This window comes from Salinimicrobium sp. CAU 1759, from assembly GCF_054482715.1.
This window is the reverse complement of sequence record NZ_JBTLRK010000001.1, coordinates 687,015-710,667: the sequence shown is the minus strand read 5'-3', so window position 1 is coordinate 710,667 and position 23,653 is coordinate 687,015. Positions and strand designations below refer to the sequence as shown.

Below are 23,653 nucleotides of genomic sequence, written 5' to 3'. Positions count from 1 at the left end.
TTAGAATCTATAATAAACGTGAGCGTAATAGGTTGTACCGGTGCCAAACCAGTATTTAGAACCAAATAAAGGCTGCTCTCTTTCCATGTCGGCCTTGAGTAAGCTGTAATTGACATTTCGTGATTGTTCGTAGCCTCCGGTTTTATAAACCGTATCGAGAATGTTATTAAGACTGCCAAATATTCCCACAAACCTGTTCTTTAACCTCCAGGATTTACCGCCTACCATATTGACAAGCATGTAACCTTGAAATTCTTCCTGCTTCAGCAGTTGTGAGGCTACTTTTTCATGGTATCCAACAATTGGGAATCCATCTACATCTGTATAAAAATTTCGCGTTCTGGCGAGAGGCGCTACATCAACAAAAGCCTTTGAAAAGAAATTTGCTGAAGCAGAGATCCACCAGTAGGCTGGGTCCCTGTATTCAAAACCTGCCTGTAGGGCTTGTTGAGGACCTCCGGGAATATGATAATTCTTTAAAGAAGATCTTCCCATTTGCCTTGCTTCCGGAAAGTCGTCAGAGGTAAGATATACTTCGGGATCTTTATGAAATATATATTTTCCAAATGAGCCTGCTGAACGTAATTTGAGTGTATTGTTGAGTGGCACCTCAAATCCGAATTCTATACCCATATGCCTTTTGCCAATTCCCGTAAGGATCTCCTGCACGAAAGCATTGCTAACTTCTCGTGCAGATCCTGTGATCCCATCGGCGTAGAAGAATGAGACCTCTGTAATGTCCCGGAATTCTCCGTAAAATCCCGTAAGTCTTCCTGTAAGAAAGGGAGTACGAATATTGTAGCCAGCATCGGCAGTAAAGATCTTTTCATTGTTGAGACCAAGAACAGCATCATTGTTTTGGCGCACATTTGAAAAACTGTTGCGAAGTCCTGGTGGTTTGGTAAAATGAGCCAGATTAGCACTGAAGTAATGCCTGCCACTCATTTTATATGTCAGTCCTGATTTTGCTCCGTAATTTCCAAAGTTGAGTACTCTGCTTTCGCCTAAAGAATTCTCCGGAAAATTACCATTCTGGAAGATCCCGGTGCGTTGAAAAGAGGTTCCCGATCCTTGCGCAGCGACATAGTATTCCATTCTTTTGAAATTGAACTCTGCCTGAAGGAAACCACTGCCGGTATTAGCATCAAGTATATAATTATACTTGAATTTGTCATTTTTGGAAACCATTTGGTTAGGATTTTGGAGATCGTTCTGTGCTTCAAAACCTGACGAAAATGGAACTACGTCAAGAAAATTAACCGCTCCAAACAGATCCAGCACCGAAGCAAAATTTTCACTTTGAAGCTGGCGATATGCAACTCCGCCTGATAGGACGACTAGTGTATTCCACTGATACCTGAAATTTGAACTTCCGGAAATCTGTCGATCATCATTCCTATCCTCATAAAGAGCATAAATGGCATTACCTCCTGCAGTCATTGAAGTTTGGTTGGCACGGTAAAGGTCTTCCCACTTAAGCTGTCCATTCTTCCTGAAATCCTGTTCTGCCAAAAAAGCAGCGCGATAATCGGGTGCATATGTATTACGTAAGTGGTAGGAAGGCAAATTCTGGTAATAAGATGGATCGGGATTACTGCCGCCGCCTATGAGGATCTCTTCACTGCCGGCACTGGAGTATAGACGGCTGCCTCCATAATCGATTCTGCTGTTGCTAACTTTTCCGAATTGATAAGCCACATTAGAGTTTATCTTCAGATCATTATTTAAAGACCAGGTGTGGTTGAGCATCAGAATAGGTTCCTGCACTTCTCTTATTCGGGAATTTCTAATCTCTCCTTTATCCCAACCCCAGTAGGAATTATATTTTTGCCCTTTTAGTGCAGCTACTTCTTCGGAAACAGGTGAACTCTTCCCTACGCTGACAGGAGTATAGACGACTGTGAAGTTAAGACTGTGCGAGTCGTCAATCTTTTTTTCTACTGAAGTAAAAAAAGAAGTGGCGTCATAAGAAGTACCTTCCACATAACCTTCACTGCCAAACCTTTTCGACATCGATAGGGAATAAGCCCATCCTGAAGGAAGTAAACCGCTGTGGTAACTCGCCATTGCCCTTCCCGAATATGACCTGTTCGCAGTCGCATAAGAGAACTTACCTCCGTTAGGATATTGAGAAGCTCTCATTACTATATTAGTTGTACCCGCCGGACCGCCAAAAGAAGATTCTGAAGGCAGGGTGCCGTAGGTGAATTCCTGATTTCGTTGTACATCATTTAAACCTCCCCAGTTGCTCCAAAGAGGCCTGCCGGTAAAAAATTTATTCATTTCCACTCCATTGATGAGCACTTTTGAATATTCACTGTCATAACCGCGAGGCCTGAAGAAGGTAGGGCTGAAGTCATAAGCCGCAGCATTGAGAAATACGTCCCGTGAAGCTTGCAATAATCCGGAAATGTTAGCCGAACTTCCGTCCTCTTCATCCAGCTCGTTTTCTTCAAGAGAAATAACCGTCATTTGCTGCTGCATTTCGGGCAGATCAGGTTTTAGGGTGATTATTCCCAGGTCGATAACTTCAGAAGAAATCTTTACAGGAAAATGTTTGTCAAAAAAGGCATTTTTGGAAAGGGTTAAAGTGTTTTCTCCCTCGGGAAGTTCTTCAGAAAGATCGAAAACTCCATTTTCGTCGGTATAGCGTTCTATCGCCGCACCAGAAATTTTAACTAATACCCCAGGCAGCGGCTGACCAGAAAACTCGTCAATTACAGTGCCCGTAATGCTTTGTGCTCTTATAATAGGGCACTGCAGTAACAAAAAGAGAAGAAATATCCTCCCTAAAAAGATTCTTTTCATATACCATTAAAGGGGAGGCATTTACGGCGCAATAATACATTTAAATTTCTATCTTTAATCTGCTACATTTCAGATTTAACAAAATAATAATCAGGTGGTTATAAGATATCTTTTACTGCTGACTCTCCTCGTGAGCACGGTTCAGTTTTGGCCTGTTTTGTCACAGGAAAAGAAGGACTATAAGGTGGTAAGTATCGCCTTCTATAATGTGGAAAATCTATTTGATACCCTGGATGATCCACAGATCTTTGATGAAGACTTCACACCTTCCGGAAAGAACCGATGGACACCCGAACTGTACCAGAATAAACTTGAAAACCTTTCACAGGTTATTTCCCGCATAGGCAGGGAACATACGGGCGCTCCTCCCGTACTTATTGGCCTAAGTGAAGTAGAGAACCGGCAGGTGCTTGAAGATCTTGTAAAAATGCCTCTTTTGGCGCCTTATGATTATGAGATCATCCACTTCGATTCCCCCGATGAACGCGGTATTGATGTGGCACTTCTTTACCGTTCAAAATTTTTCACTCTTCAAAATGCAGTTAAACATTCTTTAGACCTCTTTGAAAGAACAAATACTTTAAAAAGAGACTACACAAGAGATCAATTGGCAGTTAGCGGAACTCTCGATGGGGAAACAATTCATATAGTAGTAAATCATTGGCCTTCGCGAAGCGGAGGCGAAAAGGCCAGCAGTTATAAAAGAGAGAATGCTGCCCGATTAAATCTTAAAATAATTGATTCTCTTCAAAAAATAGATCCCTACGCAGGAATTATCAATATGGGTGATTTTAATGATGACCCTATAGATAAGAGCATTTCAAACTTGTTGTGTGCAAAAGCAAAAAAGGATCAGGTAGAATTTAAAGGATTGTATAACCCCTTTGTTTCTATTGCTAAAACCGGAGTAGGTACTTCGGCATACCGGGATCAATGGAATCTATTTGACCAGATCATGGTCTCAAAGCCCTTGATAGAAAAAGACCCTGCAAAATTTACATTTTACAGGGCCTATGTTTTTATTGAACCATTCCTGGTCACTCCCTCCGGAGCTTATAAAAATTATCCTTTCCGAAGTTTTGGAAGTTCAGGATTTACGGGAGGATTTAGCGATCACTTCCCCGTCTATATCCTGCTCACAAAACAAATTGATTAAAACCAGGCTGCCCAGGGTATTCTCGAAAGCACAAAAATAAGGGCAATTCCGTAGAATATAGAAAGTGTCTTGAACTTAGGCTTTGACGTGAGCTTCTTCTTATGTTTTGAATAGCCTATAGTGATCAAAACAATGGAAATGATCATGATAAGCGGGTGCTCAACCAGATATAGACGCAGATCTGAATCCTTCATAATGGTGCCCATTCCTCCTTCACCAAAGAACGCCTGGAACCTTGGCGACACAAAGTACAACACGAGTCCTATCAACAACTGAATATGAGACGTAATTAACGTGAATAACGCCAGGCGAAAATCTGTTGCGCCGTAGTCTTTTTTTGAAGAAAGACCTATAATGGAATTTACAGTTGCAATAATTAATACCAACAAGACAAGATAAGCCCACCAGGAGTGGATAAAAGAAACAGTTTCGTACATGGTTGTTTATTTAGACAGGTAAAGATAGTTTTTTTGCATAAAAAAACCGCTCCACAAACATGGAGCGGTTTTATCATTTTTGGGAGGTATTATTCCCAGAGGTTTTCTGCCTCAGGACCACCCCAGATCAAAGTAGCAAAGAAAGGATTATCAATAAAGGGGTTACGGTTACCCTGTGCTCCCTCGATCACTTCCTGGCGCTGCATTTCAAATGCAGAAACAGGATCCTCCACATTCCATCTCAAGAACATCTCAAGATTCCCAACATCAGAGAATGGCTCGCCATACTTCAGGTGAACATACATCACCATCCTGGCTACATCACCTTTCCACTCATCCCCGGGATACCAACTGTTCCCGTTTATAAGTTCGTAATCTCCACTACCTTCGGTAAAAGGATAGTTTAAACGCATGGAATTAATTTCAATATCGGCCACTCTCATGTGGTGCATATCATTTTTTGCTTCATCTGAAGCCAATCTTGACTGCGGATAGATGTGCTCTGTATTAAAAGTTTCTCCTTCACTTACATCTCCTTCCTGATACTCTGTCCAGTGTCTTAGATCACCGGTATATATTAAAACAACATATTCAGGATCTGATAGACTTGCGTCTGCATCATAGAGATAATCGTGGCGCATATAATATTCCAACTTGTTTACGTGCTGAACTTCCGTCAAGGTAGCTAGTTCGGACTTTAGGAGGTCTGGATCCTGAGATAGCGTAGCACCTGAATAATAGTCCTGAAGATCTCCAGGAATATTAAAGGTTACCGGCTGAACAACAAGTACAGTTACCGTTGCCGTAGAACAGCTCGGCGTCTCATCGTCGTCACAGATAGTGTAAGTAAAAGTATCTTCCCCTTCAAAGCCGGCTGCAGTACTATAAGATACAGTGCCATCTGCATTTAATGTCACAGACCCACTTCCAGTCTTTTCAACAGCAGTAATGACCGCATCATCAATAGCGTTATCGTTTGTGAGTAGATTAGCAAAAATGACATTTGTAGCACCAACCTGCACCACCACTTCATCATTTACAGCCACAGGTGAACCTTCATCTATTACGGTTATGGTAATTGTAGCTGTCGAACAGGTAGGGGTTTCATCGTCATCACAAATAGTGTAGGTAAAACTGTCTTCACCAACGAAACCTTCTTCGGGTGTGTAAAGTATGTCTCCGTCATTCTCAAGTTCTACTGTCCCCCTGGTGCCCGTTTGATCAACAGAAACTATTTCAGCATTGTCGGCCAGGTCATCATTTGAAAGATGTGAAATGATCTTCAGGATCTTATCTTCCTGGGTTTCATAAGCATCATCCACAGCTGTAGGAGACGAAGCGGTAACCGTAATGGTCACCGTGGCAGTAGAACAATTAGGAGTTTCCGCATTATCACAAATGGTATAGGTGAAAGAGTCCTCTCCAATAAAATTATTGGGAGGATCATACATATAGCTCCCATTACCATTTGCAGTTACTGCTCCTCCTTCTCGGGTTTCCTTATCAAAATCTGTAATTCTTGCAAAGTCAAAAACGGTGTCATTATCCATAAGCCCGCTTATTTCTATAGCAGTGTTTTCTGAAGTTGTCACTTCATCATCTACTGCTACAGGAACTTCCTCTACCGGGGGCTCGACGGGTGGTGTAACACCTCCTCCATCATCTTCTGTACTACATCCCATAATAAGTGCCAGGGCACTCAAAAACAGCATTTTCTTCATTTCTTTCATTCTCCTGATTTTAATTTTCTGCCAAGGTCTGGCAGGATTATAAATACAAAAACCTCTCATACAAGATAAGAGGTTTTTGTGCATTATTTATTCCATACTAGCTTACAGGAACCCACTCACCATTAGTTTTGATAAGATGTAATTGCTCTGTAGTATTTGTACCATCATAAATATCGAATATTAGAAGGTACTTCTGACCTTCTTCAGCGCCAGGTGCTACCTTATCCTCTAGAAGGACATTCATAGCCTGCACAAGCATATCGTTAGACCAGTAGTTGCGTGTACCTTGCCTCCTGTCAAAATTTTGATAATTTCCAATACTCCAAGCAGGATCTTCAAAACCTTCTACTTCTGCAAAGTATTCACTTAGGTATTCATAATCTGAAGAAGCTAATTGATATACTATAGTGTTGTCTACAACCCATTCACCATCTTCAACACCAAATTGAACAGTATAAGGTACTACAGTTGGAATGAAATCCCATTCTCTATCGTCCTCATTATAAACGAAGCTTGCATAGCGGGTTACAACACTTCCTACGTACATCTTATACTCAACAGAAACAAAGTCTCCATCCTGAGCGTAAGGAAAACGTGGCTCCAGCCATCTTCCAATGTAAAAACCGGCATCGGCTTCGTTTCCGAAGTTGCCAAATCTTTGGCCAAATTCGTTTTGGTATATTCCGTTAGGCAGTGTTAATGGCATATGCCACATGTTGTCTCCAAAAGCAAAAACATTACTTTCCATAATTGTGGAAATAGTTTCTTCTTCATTGATCACATACTCTCCATTTCTCAATACCACAGCCATCATCTCACTTCCTGAAGAACCGTCATATATTCTGTAGCTTACATTAAATTTTGCACCTTCAGCAGCTCCAGGGAATCTATCAAGAAGTAGAACGTTAATAGCTTCAAGAATCATATCTTCATTCCAATAGGCAGCATTTCCTTCTCTCCTGTCGAAGTTGCTGTATTGTGCAGCACTACTTGCAGGATCAGGGTAAACATCAGCAAACTCGTCACCTATAAAATCGAAATCGGAATTTGAGATATCGTAAGCCTGTGCGCCAAACGGCACATAAGAAGTACCATCGTAACGCAATTTCATGCTCTCCATTCCGGGGCTACCGTTGTAAATAGCATAAGACACTTCATAAGTTTGCCCTTCTATACCTGAAAAATTTTCTTCCATTACAACATTAAGAGCTTCAAGGATCATTTCATTACTCCAGTAAGCATCTCTACCCTCTCTTCTGTCGAAGTTTCCATAACGTCCTGCACTTGAAGCAGGATCTGGATAAACGGCTTCAAGCTCTTCTTCGATCAATTCAAAATCATCATCAGTAAGCTCATAACTTTCTTCTACAGCAATTGTTCTATAGGTAAGATTAACATATTCGTTAAGCATAGCCTGTGGAAACTGCATTTCAAGGTAATCCTTGATTTCTGTAGTGCTTGTAAAATAATTTCTGTCAAGACCAACACCTTCATACCCTGCCTCTGAAACAGTGTGATCTTCAGGAGTGTTAGGTGCATTTAAATTGAAGGTTACCTGGGCAAGAGAACCATTACCCCATACAGGATACTTTTCTGAAAGCAACTGAGGAATTAAAGCACTTGCCTCTTCAAGAGAGCTGAATTGGTTAGGAACGTCCAAATCATCATAATCCTCTTCAGTCAAAGTATACTCAGTCACACCTTCTATAGGAGTATTCTCTATTCGTTGATCAACTTCTTCATGGATGTCCTCCATAGGCTCACACCCAGTGAGCAGCACACCCATAAGAAACATTAAATAATAAACTGACTTCTTCATTTTTAATTTTTTTAAAAGTTAAGTTTTGCTCCAACTGTAAATGTTCTTCCAAAGCCATAAAAAACCTGGGGCGCATCAACACCTCGATCTCTTGCAACGGAGATGTACTCTGTATCAAAGACATTATTAACGTTACCTATAAGAGTTGCTTCAAATCCTCCAAAATCGAAATCATGAGCTACTCCAAAATCGACAAGACCAAAAGCAGGAACAGCGTCTGATTGTCCTAGATCTCTCGTGCTCCTTGTTTCAGGATCAAAATCTGCATATAGATCATCAAAATAGTTCCAGTTTACTCGCAACTCAGTACCTTCAATTACCTCATAGTCTGCTCCGGCAGCGAAGGTTGTTTGTGCTGAACCTCCCACTTTAAGTCCGGCAATAAATAAATTAACCTCATCTATCTGCTCCTGGAATTCATCAAAGATTGGCACTCCTTCAATATCGTTTTGCCATGTCCAGTCTCCAAAAGAAGCCATACCATTCAAGGTTAGATTTTCCATTGGACGATAGCTTACCTCAAGTTCAACTCCCTGGTGAAGCGCATTTACACCCAAAATGTTTGCAGAACCAAATGTTCCATCCTGTCTTTGGAATGTTTGAGTAAGAGTCTTATCATTCCATTCAGTTCGGTAAAGGTTAAGATCCACCCTGAAATTCGGGCTTCTATAACCATAACCTAGCTCTGCGCTGAAGACCTTTTGGTTTTCTGCGTCCTCATTAATATCATTAGTAAAGTTAAGAAATACGGCGTTCATAAAAGGTGCTTTTTCAAAGTACCCTACGTTTGCAAAAACATTATGAGTATCAGTTAAGTTGTAGTTAGCACCACCCTTTGCACTGTATCCAAAGAAATCTACCCATTCAGTCTCCTGATTTCCTTCCTGATATTGGAAGTAGTCAATTCTCTTATAGGAAGTATTGGAAGCCGCAAGGTTAATAAAAGTAGAAAGTGGTCCTACTGAATATTCTGCCTGACCAAATCCACCAAGCCATCCTACAAGACCATCATTATAATAGCTGATTTTATCTCCAACACGCGCAGCATTATTTGGGTTGTTTACATTGTTGTCATCAAAGACATATTGTCCCCCAAGAAGATCAGTAACCTCGGTAAAGTGTTCTCCTTCATAATATCTCACATCCAAACCTCCGGTTATTTCAAGGTCTTCAATAACTTCTGATGATATTGTTGACAAAACTCCATACCACTCGTGATTGTTTCTTGATGCTCTTAACCAGGTTTCAGAACCAAGAGCTCCACGGGCAATATTATCATCAACCAATTCATTAACATCTAATGGCTGAAGAAATCCTAATCGATAAGGAGATTCAAGTCCAAATTTAGCTCTGGCTTCAGCGTTTATACCACCGAAACCACCACCACCACCGGAACCGAATGATGCATAAGCCACAGTAGAAAGCTTAGTGTTATCAGAAATATCCCAGTAATGATTTAATGAAAGCTGCGGCTTATGAAAGAAGTTATCTTCAATATGAAGTACTTCTCCATTTAAATAACCCCAATCCTGATTAAATCTTGTCCCACTCTCTGCCTGTCTGTAAACCTCAACAGGTAAAGCAGTTTGACGCTGACCATGTCTTTGCTTAGCTCCAAAAGCAGTAAAAGAAAGTTCATGGTCTTCCCCTATCTCCTTTGCAACGTTCAAAAAGTAAGAAAACCCATCAAATTCTGTTCCGTCAACGTATCCATCCCCGGTTGTACGAGATGCAGATACTGTAGCTGCCCATCCACTTTCCAGTTTCCCGGTTGATAAGGTTGCTCCAAACTTATTATAACCGTCATTACCTACAGTAGTTAAAACACTACCACCCTCTTCAACGTCGGTTGTTTTTGTTACAATATTGATAGTTCCACCTATAGAGGGAACTGCTACTTTTGCAGCACCAAGACCTCTTTGTACCTGCATAAATCTTGTAACGTCTGATAGACCAGCCCAGTTACTCCAGTAAACACGACCATTTTCCATGTCGTTAACTGGAATTCCATTGATCATTACGGCAATGTTTTCTGAATCAAATCCTCTTAAGCGAATTTCAGCATCACCAAAACCACCACCACCTTTAGTAGCATAAACCCCTGGAGTTGACTTTAGGATCTCAGGAAATTCCTGATTCCCCAGTCTCTGCTCAATTGTTTCAGCCTTAATGGTTGAAACTGCAACTGGTGTTTTTCTATCAATTGCGATAGAATAAGTTGTAATGATCACTTCTTCCAATGCATCTGCATCTGGAGTTACAAGAAGACGGCCAAGATCAACAGTTTGACCACCTGTTACTGAAAAAGGCACACGAAGCTTTTCAAATCCTACGTAGCTTATTTCAATAAAACCGGCAGAACGATCAGTTTCAATGCTAAACTTTCCGCCAAAATCGGTCATCCCACCTGCCTGGGTTCCGACTACCAGTACGTTAGCACCCGGTAGCGGTGCATCCATTTCAGAATCGATCACCGTTCCGGTAACGACCCCTTGTGCAAAAATTGTAGCCGACGTTAAGAAAAACGCTAATGCTAAAAATTTCCTCATTGTGTAATTTGTTAGTTTGTGTTTAAAAAGTTGATGCAAAAGAACGATTTTCTTCTAAATTATCCTTTAACTAAAGGTTAAGAATTATCCACAGCACCAGCTAGTTACACCATACTATATAATAACAAATAACCCACTGACTATCAGTGGGTTATTTCTTGAGGCCTAAAAATACTTAACAGCCTGTCACTGTTGAAGATAAAATTTTAACAAACTGGAAGTTGAAGAATCGTGCGAACCAACGTCATTTTTTTCAATTTCGTTAAGAATTGTGGTCGCAAGCTGCTTCCCTAATTCCACCCCCCATTGATCATAACTGTATATATTCCAGATAATTCCCTGAACAAAGATCTGGTGTTCGTAAAGCGCAATAAGCTTCCCCAAACTCTCGGGTGTAAGCTTGTCGAACAGGATTGTAGTGGTAGGATTATTTCCTTTAAAAATTTTAAAAGGCAACAATTCTCTAACTTGTTCCGGATCCATTTTCTTAGCATCGAGCTCTTCCTTTACTTCTTCGGAAGTCTTCCCCTGAAGCAATGCCTCTGTCTGGGCGAAGAAATTGGCCATTAATTTATCGTGATGTTCTTTTTCTTTATGTAAAGATCTCTTGAACCCAATAAAATCTGCCGGAATTAATTTTGTTCCCTGGTGGATCAACTGGAAGAAAGCATGCTGTGAATTGGTTCCCGGCTCTCCCCAAACTATATTTCCGGTTTGGTAAGTAGTTTCATTTCCGTCGCGATCTACGCCTTTGCCGTTACTTTCCATGATCGCCTGCTGCAAATAAGCCGGAAATCTATGAAGATACTGTGTATATGGAATTACCGCCTGAGTTTCAGCTTTAAAAAAGTTGTTGTACCAGATGGTCAAAAGTGCCAGTTGCACCGGAATATTTTTTTCAAATTCCGTCTGCTTAAAGTGCTTATCCATCCTACGCGCCCCTTCAAGAAGGGATTCGAAATTATCATAACCAACCGAAAGACTAATGGAAAGCCCTACTGCACTCCAAAGAGAAAAGCGGCCGCCCACCCAGTCCCACATGGGGAAAATATTTTCAGCTTCAATTCCAAACTCTTCTACAGCTTTTACGTTACTGGAAACAGCAACAAAATGTTTGGCAACAGCATCAGCCGGCGCTTTTTTCGTGAACCATTTTCTAATTGTAGTAGAATTAGCAAGAGTCTCCTGGGTAGAAAATGATTTGGAGACAATCACGAACAAAGTGGTTTCAGGATTAAGATCCTTGATCACTTCCTGTACGTGGTCGCCGTCCACATTGGAAACGAAATGCACCTTAAGATGATTTTTATAGTACTCCAAAGCTTCTGTTACCATGACGGGACCAAGATCTGACCCTCCGATTCCAATATTAACAACATCGGTAAAAGCCTTGCCTGTAAATCCCTTTTTTGCCCCTGTAATTACTGAGTAACAAAAGTTCTTTATCTTTTCCTTTACCTCAAAAACTTCAGGTATGACATTCTCTCCCTCAACCTTTACTTCAGTATTTTTTTGTGCTCTTAAAGCAGTATGAAGCACTGCACGACCTTCGGTCCTGTTAATTTCTTCCCCCTCAAAAAGGGCATTTATAGACTTCTTTAAACCAGCTTCATTTGCAAGTTCGGTAAGCAGGTTTTTAGTTTCTTCAGTTATAATGTTTTTGCTGTAGTCTACATAAAGATCTTCCCATTGAAGCGTAAAAGCATCGGCTCTTTTAGGATCCTTTTTGAACTCTTCCTTTAAGTTCAAAGATTTTACTTTAGAAAAATGAGCCTGGAGTTTCTCCCAGGCTTTAGTATTGGTTGGGTTGGTATTAGTCATTAAATTGCTTCTTTATCTTGAAATTCTATTCTATTCAGCTCATCTTTCAAAGGCTCTATGGCAGCGAAATATGAAGGAATGTATTTATCTTCTATTGGCTCCGCCGCAGGAAGATTTTGTCTAAAGGGATCAACCTGCACGCCATTTTTCCAGAAGCGGTAACAAACGTGAGGTCCCGTCGCCAAACCGGTACTTCCAACATACCCAATGATGTCACCCTGTTTTACCCGCTGCCCTTGTTTTACTGCCCTTTTCGACATGTGCAGGTATTGAGTAGTATAGGTATCATTGTGCTTGACCTTTACATAGTTTCCGTTTCCGGCAGTATAGGAAGAAGCGATCACTACCCCGTTTGCCGTACTCCAGATTGGGGTACCATGGTTTGCAGCGTAGTCGGTTCCCTTATGCGCCTTCCAGCGCTTTTGCACCGGATGAAATCTACGTGGGCTAAATCGTGAGGAGATTCTCTTATAATCTAATGGCGCTTTTAGAAAGAAACTTTGGAGCGGGCGGGCTTTTTCATCGTAATAATCACGGGAACCCGCAACTGAATCGGCCATAAAACTAAAAGCATAATAAGGCTTTTCCTGATGGTAGAATACTGCCGCCTCTATGTTTTCTATTCCGGCATATATCGTATCGTTAATGTACCTTTCATTGTAAACCAGTTTAAACCTGTCCCCTTTTTGTAACCTGAAGAAGTCTATACTCCACTGATATATATTGCTCATTTCATGAGAGATAAGATAACTGAGACCGGCATCCTGAATTGACTCTGTAAGACTGGAAGTTATTATTCCCGATACAGTCTTTTTCGTCACTGTGACAGGCTTTTTAGCCGTATAAACAGAGATACTATCACGAAGATCAACTACGGTATAGTTGATGATATCATTTTCATAAATGAACGCTTTTGGAGTTTGAGCCGAATCCCTTTCTTTAAGAATAGTATAAGGTTTCCCAATTACAATTTTCCTCGGGTTGAAGGTATCCTTAACTTTGTTGACAATTTCAAAGATCTTATTTGGGTCTACTCCGTGGCTACCTAACAGAAGCCCAAAGCTATCTCCGGACCGGATAGTATCCCGCACCACCTCATAATCATTAAGCACAAATCCATATTCCTTGATAATTGCCGGCGCTTTCACTTCGCTTATGTTAGCGGCTATTTCAGGATTTTCCTCTTTGTTATTACATGCAGTAATAACCATCATCAACATTAGCAGGTAACTAAATCTTTTCACTCTTATAAATTTTATTGTGTTATCATTTCTTCAACCCATTGCTTGCCCCAATTCTTCTTTTCCTCTTCATTCCAAAGTTCAGGAAAAAATGTAATTCTTTGAAAGCTAGGAGGTAAAAATTGCTTCCAGTTGGTACCTCCCGTAGCAGGTGCCGCGGCCTCATTCTTTCCAATCAGGTATTTTTGTGCTGCACCAATATGCACCAACAGCCAATTTACATTGACTGCAGTATCCATAGTACGCAACGCCTCCCTAAGATTTTTATTGTTTCTATCTTCAGCAGAAAGTTGCTGAAACTTTTCATAGATCGTATTGTGCTTCAGCCTGTTGGCAGTTCTAAGAAATCTGCTGGTATATTTCTTTTCAAATTGCCTTAGGGTAAGGGTTTTTTCCCCTGTGTCAACGTTGGTTGCCCCTCTCTTCCAATAGACATTTTCAAGTAGCTCTTCGACACTCTTATCACTTCTGAAGTTTTCCCGGATCTCGCTATGCACAAGATTTTCCAGAGGGGTCGAAAAGATTTCGATCATCCTGAATTGGGCAGACTGGAAACCACTGGCAGGCAATAAAGCCATGCGGAACTTCAAAAATTGTTCCCGCTCCATCCCCCGAATCATTACGTCAAAAGAATTTGCGAGTATCCTGAAGTAGCGCACAATGCGGTTGATTTTTTCTATAAAAAATGGAACAGTAAGTTCTTCATTCTCTACAATTTGTTTTTGCTCGTGGATAATAAGCTTGAAGTACAGTTCTGTTATTTGGTGATATCCTATAAAGATCTCTTCATCAGGGAAGTGTGTCTTTGGATTCTGAAGACTGAGTAAAGTATCCAGGTGGATATAATCCCAGTAGGTAAGATATTTATCGTATAGCAGGCCATCGAGGTAGGAGCCAAGGTCCTGACCGGAATTTCGAAATTTCTCTTCCAGCTGCCGTACCTTTTCGGCTATCTCGGGTTGTATACCTTCCATTCTTATTTCATTATAATATTGAGAGGATATTTTAATCCTTTAAAAGCGTCTATATCAGCGTCAAGTGAACCTACAGCAAGATCGGCTTTGATCTTTAACGGGATCCTGTTTTTATCATCACTCACCCAGATTGTAAGGCTTTCCTTCTTCTCAAATACCCTACCTGCAAGTACATAGGGCTGAAATTTTAGTGCTGCAATATTACCCAATTTTGTTTTTACCACCTCCCTGCCCAGGAACTTTAACTTAAAATCGTGGCTTTCGTCATCAATAAACATTTTAATGTTGAACATCTCCCCGCGGTCAAGAGCATTCACATTAAGATTGTTTCTCAAAAAGTAAAAGGATGAGAGCATGTCATGCACGTTATCGGGCACTGTGAAAGACTTTCTCTCATTGTGTTTCCTGTCAAAGACATGAGCAATATTACTGTCGTGATCGAAATCTATTAGCAGGTCTTTTGTGTATCCCCCCTCATCTATTTGCCTAATAAATCTCAATGGCGCACCATTTCTCTTGTCCATAAAAGTTTCGTAGTTATCATCCACCTTAAAGAAGAGATGTAAAAGTCCGGTGGACTTTCCCTTCCCAACCACATGATATACCGGCTTATTTCTAAGAGTGGTTTCTTTTACTTCCAGGGTTGCAAAGCTGGCATTGAACATACCATAATGAATTCGAAACCTGAACCATTCTCCTGCTTCGAAGGCCTGGTGAGATTGAGCCGAAACATTTAGAGCAATAAGAGAAATTATAACTGCAGCAATTTTTTTCATCTATGAGTAGGTTTTTTCTTCTTCGGCAATAGCAATTACAATTTCTATTCCAAATGTATTAAATCAAAAAACCCCGTCAAATGAATGACGGGGTTTTTAATCTTATTAACCAACTAAAACTTAAATTATGAAAAAAAGTATTTTTTTCCTCAATTCTGGTAACCACTCCAAAATTGCGGTGCAAAAGTCTTATATAAGTACAAAGTACGCAACAAAAAATTTCACTTTAACGCAAAATGGATAGAAATAAAAGTTATTTAAGCTTTAATCTATTTTATTTCAATAAAAATTATAAAAACTATAGAGTACCCCTTAAAGTTTGCTCTCTTTCTATAGCTTCAAAAAGGGCTTTAAAGTTTCCTTTTCCAAAAGATTGAGCGCCTTTTCTCTGGATGATCTCAAAAAACATAGTTGGACGGTCCAAAACTGGTTTGGTAAAGATCTGTAAAAGGTAACCTTCATCATCCCTGTCGATCAATACCCCAAGCTCTTTTAAAGGTTCGAGTTCTTCATCAATTTCCCCAACCCGGTCCAGAACATCATCATAATATGTTTCGGGAACATACAGGAATTCTACCCCGCGATCGCGCAGGTTTGTAACTGTCTCTATAATATTATCTGTCGCTACGGCAATATGTTGTACTCCCGCACCATTGTAGAAGTCTATATACTCCTCGATCTGCGATTTCTTCTTTCCTTCGGCGGGTTCGTTAATTGGAAACTTGATCCTACCGTTTCCGTTACTCATAACCTTACTCATCAAGGCAGTATATTCAGTAGAGATATCCTTATCATCAAAGGAAACCAATTGCGCAAAGCCCATTACTTTAGCGTAGAACTCGCACCATTTGTTCATTTCATTCCAACCTACATTACCAACCATATGATCAATATATTTCAAACCGGTTTCCTTAACCTGGAAATTCGGTTTGTACTCTTTGTAGCCGGGTAAAAAAGGACCGGAATAGTTTTTTCTCTCTACGAAAACGTGTACAGTTTCTCCATAAGTATGGATCCCCGACAGGACTACGTGCCCATGCTCGTCACTGATCTCTTTTGGTTCAAAATAAGATTCTGCACCTCTTTTGGTTGTTTCCTCATAGCTCTTGCGGGCGTCATCCACCCAAAGTGCTACTACTTTTACACCATCTCCATGTTTGTCAATATGAGCATTGATCTCCCCTCCTGGTTGTAGCGGACTGGTAAGTACCAATCTTATTTTCCCCTGTTGAAGCACGTAAGAAACCCTGTCTTTGCTTCCTGATTCCAATCCTGAATAAGCTACCGGCTGGAAGCCCCAGGCCTGCTGATAATAAAATGCTGCCTGCTTGGCATTTCCAACATAGAGCTCAACGAAATCTGTACCCAGGATAGGCAGAAAATCTTCTGCCTGTGGTACTGTCTTTTTCAATTCTGTCGTGTTATCTGTAGACATATTATAATATTTTGAGTCGCAGAGCGACATGTTTTAAAATGAAAAAATATTACTCCCCAAAAATAGCATTTTTGAGACTCTTCTTTTAATGATCCAGCCAGGATTTATGGTAAGTATCATCTGCAATTTCCATGGCGTCCTCTGTCACCATCAATGGCTTGAATGTATCGACCATAACGGCGAGTTCTTCAGTTTCGGTCTGGCCAATACTGCGTTCAACAGCTCCGGGATGGGGACCATGCGGAATTCCCGCAGGATGCAGGGAGATATGGCCGGCTTCAATATCATTTCGGCTCATAAAATCTCCATCGACATAATAAAGTACCTCATCACTGTCTATATTACTGTGACTGTAAGGTGCCGGAATACTTTCAGGATGATAATCATACAACCTCGGGCAGAAGGAGCAAACCACGAAGGCATCGGTCTCAAAAGTTTGATGTACCGGAGGGGGTTGATGGATTCGTCCTGTAATTGGTTCAAAATCGTGTATAGAGAACGCGTAGGGATAATTATAACCGTCATATCCCACTACATCAAAAGGATGAGAAGCGTAGACCATGTCAAAGATCTTCCCTTGCTTTTTTATTTTGATAAGAAAATCCCCTTTTTCGTCATTTGTTTCCAGTTCATAAGGTCTTCTAATGTCCCTTTCGCAGAAAGGAGAATGCTCCAGCAACTGTCCAAAATAGTTTCTGTAGCGCTTAGGAGTATAAATTGGCCTTCTGGATTCAACAATGAACAACCTGTTCACTTCGTCATCAAAATCTAACTTATAAATTGTTCCCCGAGGGATCAAGAGGTAGTCCCCATATTTAAAATTGAGATTTCCAAGATGGGTTCTCAACTTCCCACTTCCTTTATGAATGAACAGCAATTCATCTGAGTCGGCATTTTTATAAAAATACTCCTTTGTTGATTGCTGTGGTGCCGCCAGCGCAATATCCACATCACTATTGGTGAGTACTACTTTTCGGCTCTTTAGGTAATCGGGTTCCGGTTTTACCTGGAATCCTTTAAACCTGTAAGACTGAATATTTTTTTCGGTAGCTACCTTTGGAGTCACATCATAGCTTCCTTTAATTTCTTTTACCTGTGTTGGCCGTTGCTCATGATACATGTTGGTATACATTCCGTCAAAACCAATGGTGCCGAAAAGCTGCTCGTAATACAAGCCGCCATCGGGTTTTTTAAAGACGGTATGTCTTTTATGCGGAATTTTTCCAAGAGTGTGATAAAAAGGCATTTTTTGAACTTTTATTGAAAACGTTTTCGTTGTTCCTGAATAATTTGAAGGAACAGTTACAAATATCTATAAATTTTGTTGGAATTCCCGTTAAAGGACCACTAAAACCAAAAGCCAACACTAAAATACCACTGGCTTACCTGCCTTTCGGGAGAATAGGAATATTTCACTTCAACGGGTCCTAAAAAGGTTTCAAGTCCATATCCCAAAGCATAACCGGAATATCTGGGCCACTTAAGCCATCCACCCCCTTCAAATAGTTCATTTTCAACATTGGCGAAATTGGCACTAAAGATCAGGTGATTTTTGTTAAGGAAACGATAATCCAGTTCCAGAAGGCCTTTCGCAAAACTGTCTCCAGACAAGCTAATGAATTCATAGCCATAAAATGCGATGAAGTTATTAATGAAGTCATTGCCGTAGCCTCCCAGAAAGAAATCGAAGATATTATTCTCCCTGCTCCCAATCCTAAAACCAGCTTCCGAATATACCTTTACGGCCAGATTCTTGGCAGGAGAAAAAACATACCCCCATGTTCCCTTAGCTACAGAAAAAGGTGAAAAATTGTCCTGTCCTCTGGAAGAAAGAACATACCAGTGAAAATCTCCATCAAAGTACCAGCCCCCGGTAGGGAAATATTTATAATCCCGGCTGTCATAGATAAGATTTCCGAAGGTACTGTAATAGGAGCTGTTATCAAATTCCCCAAGAGATGGCTCCCCGGGTGCAGGAGCGTTAATTGTTTCAGAAGTAATATTCAAATGTTTATGCTCTACTCCCATTCCCAGAGAAAAGACCTGCTGGAAAAGAGTTTCTGCATATAATTGATTGGTAAAATCTTCGTAATCGATCTCCAACTGATTTATTTCATCGCCCTCAACATCGGCATTTTCCCGTGCGAAATCAAAAGACACTCCTTTGCTAAAGCTGTTAAATCGTGAGCGCAAACCAACGCTCCAATAATAACCCTTGTCCAGGTAATAATTAAAACTATACCTGAAGTCGTCTCCCAGGACCACATCCAAAGAGCTCACATCATTGGTTACCAAAAAACTCTTGTGCGTTATGTTGAGCAACACCCCACTGTGATAGACATTGTCGTAGTGCAAACCCATCCTCAACGAGGTCTTGTTGGGATTTTCCTCGAGCTGCATAATAAGTACATGACCATTTTCCACAGGCTTTAGCCTGTAATTTATCCTGTTGAAGTTGCGGGTCGCCGAAAGGTTATTGATCCCAAGATTGAGCTGCCGGTATGTAACCGTATCGGGAAATTTTATTTTCAGTTTACCAAGAACGTACTCCCGTGGATAAGATGTATTTCCTTCTAACCGCACATCTTGAATGTAAAGCTTCTCTACTGTCGGAATATTTAATCTTTCTTCCGGCACAGGCCCCTTTTGCCTTGAAGCGATCTGCTTCAGCTCTTCCATTCTGGCCCTCCCGGCGATTTCACCGGCTTCAATGATCTGCTTTCCTTTTTCAAAAGACATTACTGAAAAAGGCTGAATATCGGGATCTATATAAATATCTGTTTTTTCGATCTTTTCCCGCATATCGTCGATGGTCCCAAAGTTGCTAATCTGGGTAAGGATATCGAATACTGAGCGTAGGTCCTGCCTTTCCATAAGTGTATCCTGCACATCAACTCCTATTATGATATCTGCCCCCCGGCGACGGATTTCCTCTACTGGATAATTGTTCACAACACCGCCATCTGTCAACATCCTCCCATCTATATAGACAGGATTGAAAAGGCTGGGAATAGCCGCACTAGCCGATATAACCTGGGGAAGATGGCCCGAATCCAGGATCACCTCTTCTCCTGTCTCAACATTGGTGGCAACAGCAAAAAAAGGTATAGGAAGTTCATTAAAATCCTGTTGGTCCTCCAGGTGAAAAGTAAGCTTCGACATCAAATTATATACATTCTGTCCCCTGGAAAGGGCAGAAGGAAAACTAATATTGAAATCATCAAAAGGTAATGTCAATGCATATTTTTCTGAATCTCTTTTTTCATAGAAGGTCTTTGCTCCCCGGGGCAATTCATCCTGGAGCAGGATGTTAAAATTGGTGGTTTGGAATATACTGTCCAGCTGGTTGGCCGAATATCCTGCAGAATAAAGAGCGCCAACGATGGCACCCATACTGGTACCTCCAATATAATCCACCCGTACTCCAGCCTCCTCCAATACTTTTAGTACCCCAATATGAGCCAGACCCTTTGCCCCACCTCCGCTCAATACCAAACCCACTTTAGGATCATCTTTTTCCTGGGCTAAGCCGGAAAAGATTCCCAAAAAGAGGAAAAATAAGAGCAGTTTTTTATTCATTTTTTGAATGGTAATAACCGTAGATGATGGCGGCTTTAGATTTTCCTATTACCGAAGATAAGCTTTCTAGGGAAGCCTCCTTTACTCTTTTTAAAGACCTGAAATGCTTGAGCAGTTCAACCACCGTTTTTTCTCCAATGCCCGGAATTTCTTCAAGCTCTGTATTGAGGGCCATACTGCTGCGTTTTTGCCTGTGAAAGGTGATCCCGAAACGATGGGCTTCATTCCTTAATTGCTGAATGATCTTTAAGGTTTCCGATTTTTTGTCCAGATACAGCGGAATGGAATCTCCTGGATAGAAGATCTCTTCCAGCCTTTTTGCGATTCCAATAATGGCAATCTTCCCTCTAAGCCCTAGTGTCTCCAAGGCTTTTACTCCTGAAGTTAGCTGCCCTTTTCCCCCGTCGACGATCACCAGCTGCGGCAAAGGCTCTCCTTCTTCTAAAAGTCTTCTGTATCTGCGGAAAACCACCTCCTCCATGGAAGCGAAATCATTGGGTCCTTCCACAGTTTTAATATTAAATTTCCGATAATCTTTCTTACTGGGTTTCCCATCTTTAAAAACAACACATGCAGCCACAGGATTGCTTCCCTGGATGTTGGAGTTATCAAAGCATTCAATATGTCTGGGCTCTTCATTCAACCTGAGATCCTGCTTCATTTGTGCCATGATCCTGTTCACATGCCTGTCGGGATCAACGATCTTCATTTGTTTAAACCGTTCCTGCCTAAAGTATTTGGCATTTCTCGTAGAAAGATCCACGATCTGCTTTTTGTCTCCCAATTTAGGAACAGTAACTTTGAGTTCCTCTCCCACCTCAACCTTAAAAGGCACATAGATTTCCCTGGTATGGGAGTTGAAGCGCTGCCTGATTTCGGTAATTCCAAGCTCAAGCAATTCCTTATCGGTTTCGTTAAGCTTCTTTTTCATCTCAATGGTATGCGACCTAATTATAGCTCCGTGAGACAACTGCAAAAAATTGACGTATCCATAACCTTCATCACTTACAATGGAAAAGACATCTACATTATTGATTTTAGGATTTACCACCGTTGACTTCGCCTGATAGTTCTCTAAAATGTCAATTTTCGTCTTGATCTTTTGAGCTTCCTCGAATTCCATTCTTTCAGCATGCTCTTTCATTTGTTGCCGAAACTGTTGCAAAGAATCTTTGAAATTTCCTTTTACGATCTGTCGGATGGCTTCGATCTTTTTCTGGTATTCGGCTTCAGTTTCATAAGCTTCACAAGGGCCCATACAGTTGCCCAGGTGGTATTCCAGACAAACTTTATATTTCCCATTCCTGATCTTGTCTTCGGCGAGATCATAATTGCAGGTGCGAAGGGGATAAACTCCCTTGATCAAATCCATTAGGGTGTGAATGGTTTTAAAACTGGTATATGGCCCGTAATATTCACTTCCGTCCTTTACCAGTCTTCGGGTTGCGAAGACCCGCGGAAATCTTTCATTTTTAATACATATCCATGGATAGGTCTTATCATCTTTAAGCATCACGTTAAAACGGGGTTGATGCTTTTTGATGAGATTGTTTTCCAGAAGTAAGGCATCGGTCTCCGAAGAAACCACAATATGTCTTATCTCATGGATCTTTTTCACCATCACCCTAATGCGATGGCTATCGTTATTCTTTGTGAAATAGGAAGTAACCCTTTTCTTCAGGTTTTTGGCTTTCCCAACATACAGGATCCTTCCGTTCTTGTCAAAATACTGGTAGACTCCCGGATTTTCAGGAAGGGTTTTTAACTGCAATTCCAGCTTATTATTCTCCATTCCTCAAAGGTAAAATTTTAGAAATTGTCTTTTGATGTGAACTTTCAGAATGCGTTTATATTTAAGACTGAAGAAACGCCGGAAGATCAAAACCTACTGATACGACCTAGTTCAGCTACATCTGAAGTTTGCTGCAGTATACTCAAAAATGACAAAAATGGGCTAGATTCTTCAGTTTCAGCTTAATATATTTTCAGAAATACTTAAGATTTTAAAAATCTGCTTTTACTACCTTGCAGGTATGGAAAAAGTTACCATCGGCCGTTTTGACAAGGCAGATTTCCCAGATCTGCACCTGGAAGACATTGCAGTTAAAATTGACACCGGCGCCTACACATCCTCCATACATTGTGATCACATAGTAGAGGAAAAAGGTGTTTTAAAATGCACATTTTTGGATGAAGAACATCCATTATATAACGGCAGGCACTATAAATTTTCAGACTACGATATTGTGTTTGTAAAAAGCAGCAATGGTATAGTACAGAAGCGGTATCAAATTCAAACCACCATTACACTATTCGGAAAAAGCCGAAAAATTTCTCTTTCACTTTCGGCCCGTCAGGAAATGAGATTTCCTGTACTTTTGGGTCGAAAATTTATTACCCGAAAATTTATTGTAGATACAGAATTGTACGACCTGTCTTATAAGCACAAACAAAATGAACATAAAGATCCTATCAAGGAACAGTAGCCTATATTCTACTCAGCGGTTGATCGAGGCTGCAAAAAAAAGACATCACAATGTAGAGGTAATTGATCCTCTAAAATGTGATCTTATTATAGAAAAAAAGCACCCCAGTATATATTACAAAGGCAGGCATATAGAAGATGCCGATGCTGTAATCCCAAGGGTTGGAGCTTCGGTGACCTTTTATGGTACCGCAGTAGTGCGGCAATTTGAAATGATGGGAGTCTTTTCTACAACAGAATCCCAGTCTCTTGTGAGGAGCCGTGATAAACTGAGAAGTTTACAGGTCCTTTCCCGGGCGAGGCTTGGCTTACCCAAGACTGTTTTTACAAATTATTCAAAAGATGTAGGTGAGGTCATTGATCATGTTGGTGGCGCACCTCTTATTATTAAACTCTTAGAAGGAACTCAGGGACTTGGGGTAGTACTGGCCGAGACAAAAAATGCAGCCGAATCTGTAATTGAAGCCTTTAATGGACTACAGGCAAGGGTGATCGTTCAGGAATTCATAAAGGAAGCCGGTGGGGCCGATATCAGGGCTTTCATTGTAGACGGCCATGTTGTAGGCGCCATGAAGAGACAGGGGAAAGAAGGAGAATTTCGTTCAAACCTGCACAGAGGTGGCACTGCGAGTATAATTCAGCTGTCAGACGAGGAAGAAAATGCTGCCATTAAAGCAGCCAAAGCTATGGGACTTGGTGTTGCCGGGGTGGATATGCTGCAATCTTCCCGTGGTCCACTGATCCTGGAAGTAAATTCTTCTCCCGGTTTAGAAGGCATTGAACAAGCTACCGGAAAAGACATTGCAAAATCTATTATTCGTTACATTGAGCGAAACGTTTAGA

The 23,653-nt window shown here is 40.9% G+C and carries 16 protein-coding genes; 3 read left to right on the top strand and 13 right to left on the bottom strand.

Going from position 1 to position 23,653, the window contains the following annotated elements:
• Complete coding sequence (locus ACXYMT_RS03235; protein WP_459057648.1) at window positions 1-2,808, bottom strand: carboxypeptidase-like regulatory domain-containing protein; 2,808 nt, start codon at window positions 2,806-2,808, stop codon at window positions 1-3.
• A 94-nt stretch (window positions 2,809-2,902) separates the two neighbouring features.
• Here ACXYMT_RS03235 and ACXYMT_RS03230 point away from each other — a divergent pair, with 94 nt between their 5' ends.
• On the top strand, window positions 2,903-3,964 hold the full coding sequence (locus ACXYMT_RS03230) for an endonuclease/exonuclease/phosphatase family protein (RefSeq protein ID WP_459057647.1): 1,062 nt from the start codon (window positions 2,903-2,905) through the stop codon (window positions 3,962-3,964).
• Here ACXYMT_RS03230 and ACXYMT_RS03225 read toward each other — a convergent pair.
• The 12 genes from ACXYMT_RS03225 to uvrC all read right to left on the bottom strand — a co-directional run bounded on the left by ACXYMT_RS03225 (window position 3,961) and on the right by uvrC (window position 22,117).
• Window positions 3,961-4,401, bottom strand: coding sequence for a hypothetical protein (locus tag ACXYMT_RS03225; RefSeq protein ID WP_459057646.1), 441 nt, complete (start codon window positions 4,399-4,401; stop codon window positions 3,961-3,963). The two genes, ACXYMT_RS03230 and ACXYMT_RS03225, sit on opposite strands and share 4 nt — an antisense overlap.
• A gap of 89 nt (window positions 4,402-4,490) precedes the next feature.
• The gene (locus tag ACXYMT_RS03220; protein ID WP_459057645.1) at window positions 4,491-6,131 is read right to left on the bottom strand and encodes an Ig-like domain-containing protein; all 1,641 of its coding nucleotides are present in this window, start codon (window positions 6,129-6,131) and stop codon (window positions 4,491-4,493) included.
• A gap of 97 nt (window positions 6,132-6,228) precedes the next feature.
• Entirely contained in the window at window positions 6,229-7,950 is a 1,722-nt protein-coding gene (locus ACXYMT_RS03215; protein ID WP_459057644.1) for a hypothetical protein, read from the bottom strand.
• Window positions 7,951-7,961: 11 nt separating this feature from the next.
• Complete coding sequence (locus ACXYMT_RS03210) at window positions 7,962-10,499, bottom strand: TonB-dependent receptor (RefSeq protein WP_459057643.1); 2,538 nt, start codon at window positions 10,497-10,499, stop codon at window positions 7,962-7,964.
• 186 nt (window positions 10,500-10,685) lie between these two features.
• Entirely contained in the window at window positions 10,686-12,320 is a 1,635-nt protein-coding gene (gene pgi / locus ACXYMT_RS03205; RefSeq protein ID WP_459057642.1) for a glucose-6-phosphate isomerase, read from the bottom strand.
• Window positions 12,320-13,564 carry a peptidoglycan DD-metalloendopeptidase family protein gene (locus ACXYMT_RS03200; protein ID WP_459057641.1) on the bottom strand — a complete coding sequence of 415 codons (1,245 nt, stop codon included), beginning with the start codon at window positions 13,562-13,564 and terminating at the stop codon, window positions 12,320-12,322. Before ACXYMT_RS03200 ends, pgi begins: the two co-directional genes overlap by 1 nt.
• An 11-nt stretch (window positions 13,565-13,575) precedes the next feature.
• The gene (locus ACXYMT_RS03195; RefSeq protein ID WP_459057640.1) at window positions 13,576-14,535 is read right to left on the bottom strand and encodes a tryptophan 2,3-dioxygenase family protein; all 960 of its coding nucleotides are present in this window, start codon (window positions 14,533-14,535) and stop codon (window positions 13,576-13,578) included.
• 2 nt (window positions 14,536-14,537) lie between these two features.
• Entirely contained in the window at window positions 14,538-15,311 is a 774-nt protein-coding gene (locus ACXYMT_RS03190) for a DUF3108 domain-containing protein (protein ID WP_459057639.1), read from the bottom strand.
• 298 nt (window positions 15,312-15,609) lie between these two features.
• The gene (gene hppD, locus ACXYMT_RS03185) at window positions 15,610-16,746 is read right to left on the bottom strand and encodes a 4-hydroxyphenylpyruvate dioxygenase (protein WP_459057638.1); all 1,137 of its coding nucleotides are present in this window, start codon (window positions 16,744-16,746) and stop codon (window positions 15,610-15,612) included.
• A gap of 85 nt (window positions 16,747-16,831) precedes the next feature.
• Complete coding sequence (locus tag ACXYMT_RS03180; protein WP_459057637.1) at window positions 16,832-17,992, bottom strand: homogentisate 1,2-dioxygenase; 1,161 nt, start codon at window positions 17,990-17,992, stop codon at window positions 16,832-16,834.
• 101 nt (window positions 17,993-18,093) lie between these two features.
• Window positions 18,094-20,325, bottom strand: a complete 2,232-nt coding sequence (locus ACXYMT_RS03175; protein WP_459057636.1) for a patatin-like phospholipase family protein — start codon at window positions 20,323-20,325, stop codon at window positions 18,094-18,096.
• The gene (gene uvrC / locus ACXYMT_RS03170) at window positions 20,318-22,117 is read right to left on the bottom strand and encodes an excinuclease ABC subunit UvrC (RefSeq protein WP_459057635.1); all 1,800 of its coding nucleotides are present in this window, start codon (window positions 22,115-22,117) and stop codon (window positions 20,318-20,320) included. The genes ACXYMT_RS03175 and uvrC overlap by 8 nt, the downstream gene beginning before the upstream one ends.
• Before the next feature lie 241 nt (window positions 22,118-22,358).
• Between uvrC and ACXYMT_RS03165 the strand changes: the two genes are divergently transcribed.
• Both ACXYMT_RS03165 and rimK read left to right on the top strand, forming a co-directional pair.
• On the top strand, window positions 22,359-22,811 hold the full coding sequence (locus tag ACXYMT_RS03165) for an ATP-dependent zinc protease family protein (RefSeq protein ID WP_459057634.1): 453 nt from the start codon (window positions 22,359-22,361) through the stop codon (window positions 22,809-22,811).
• On the top strand, window positions 22,780-23,652 hold the full coding sequence (gene rimK / locus ACXYMT_RS03160) for a 30S ribosomal protein S6--L-glutamate ligase (RefSeq protein WP_459057633.1): 873 nt from the start codon (window positions 22,780-22,782) through the stop codon (window positions 23,650-23,652). The genes ACXYMT_RS03165 and rimK overlap by 32 nt, the downstream gene beginning before the upstream one ends.
• Window position 23,653: the final 1 nt, after the last annotated feature.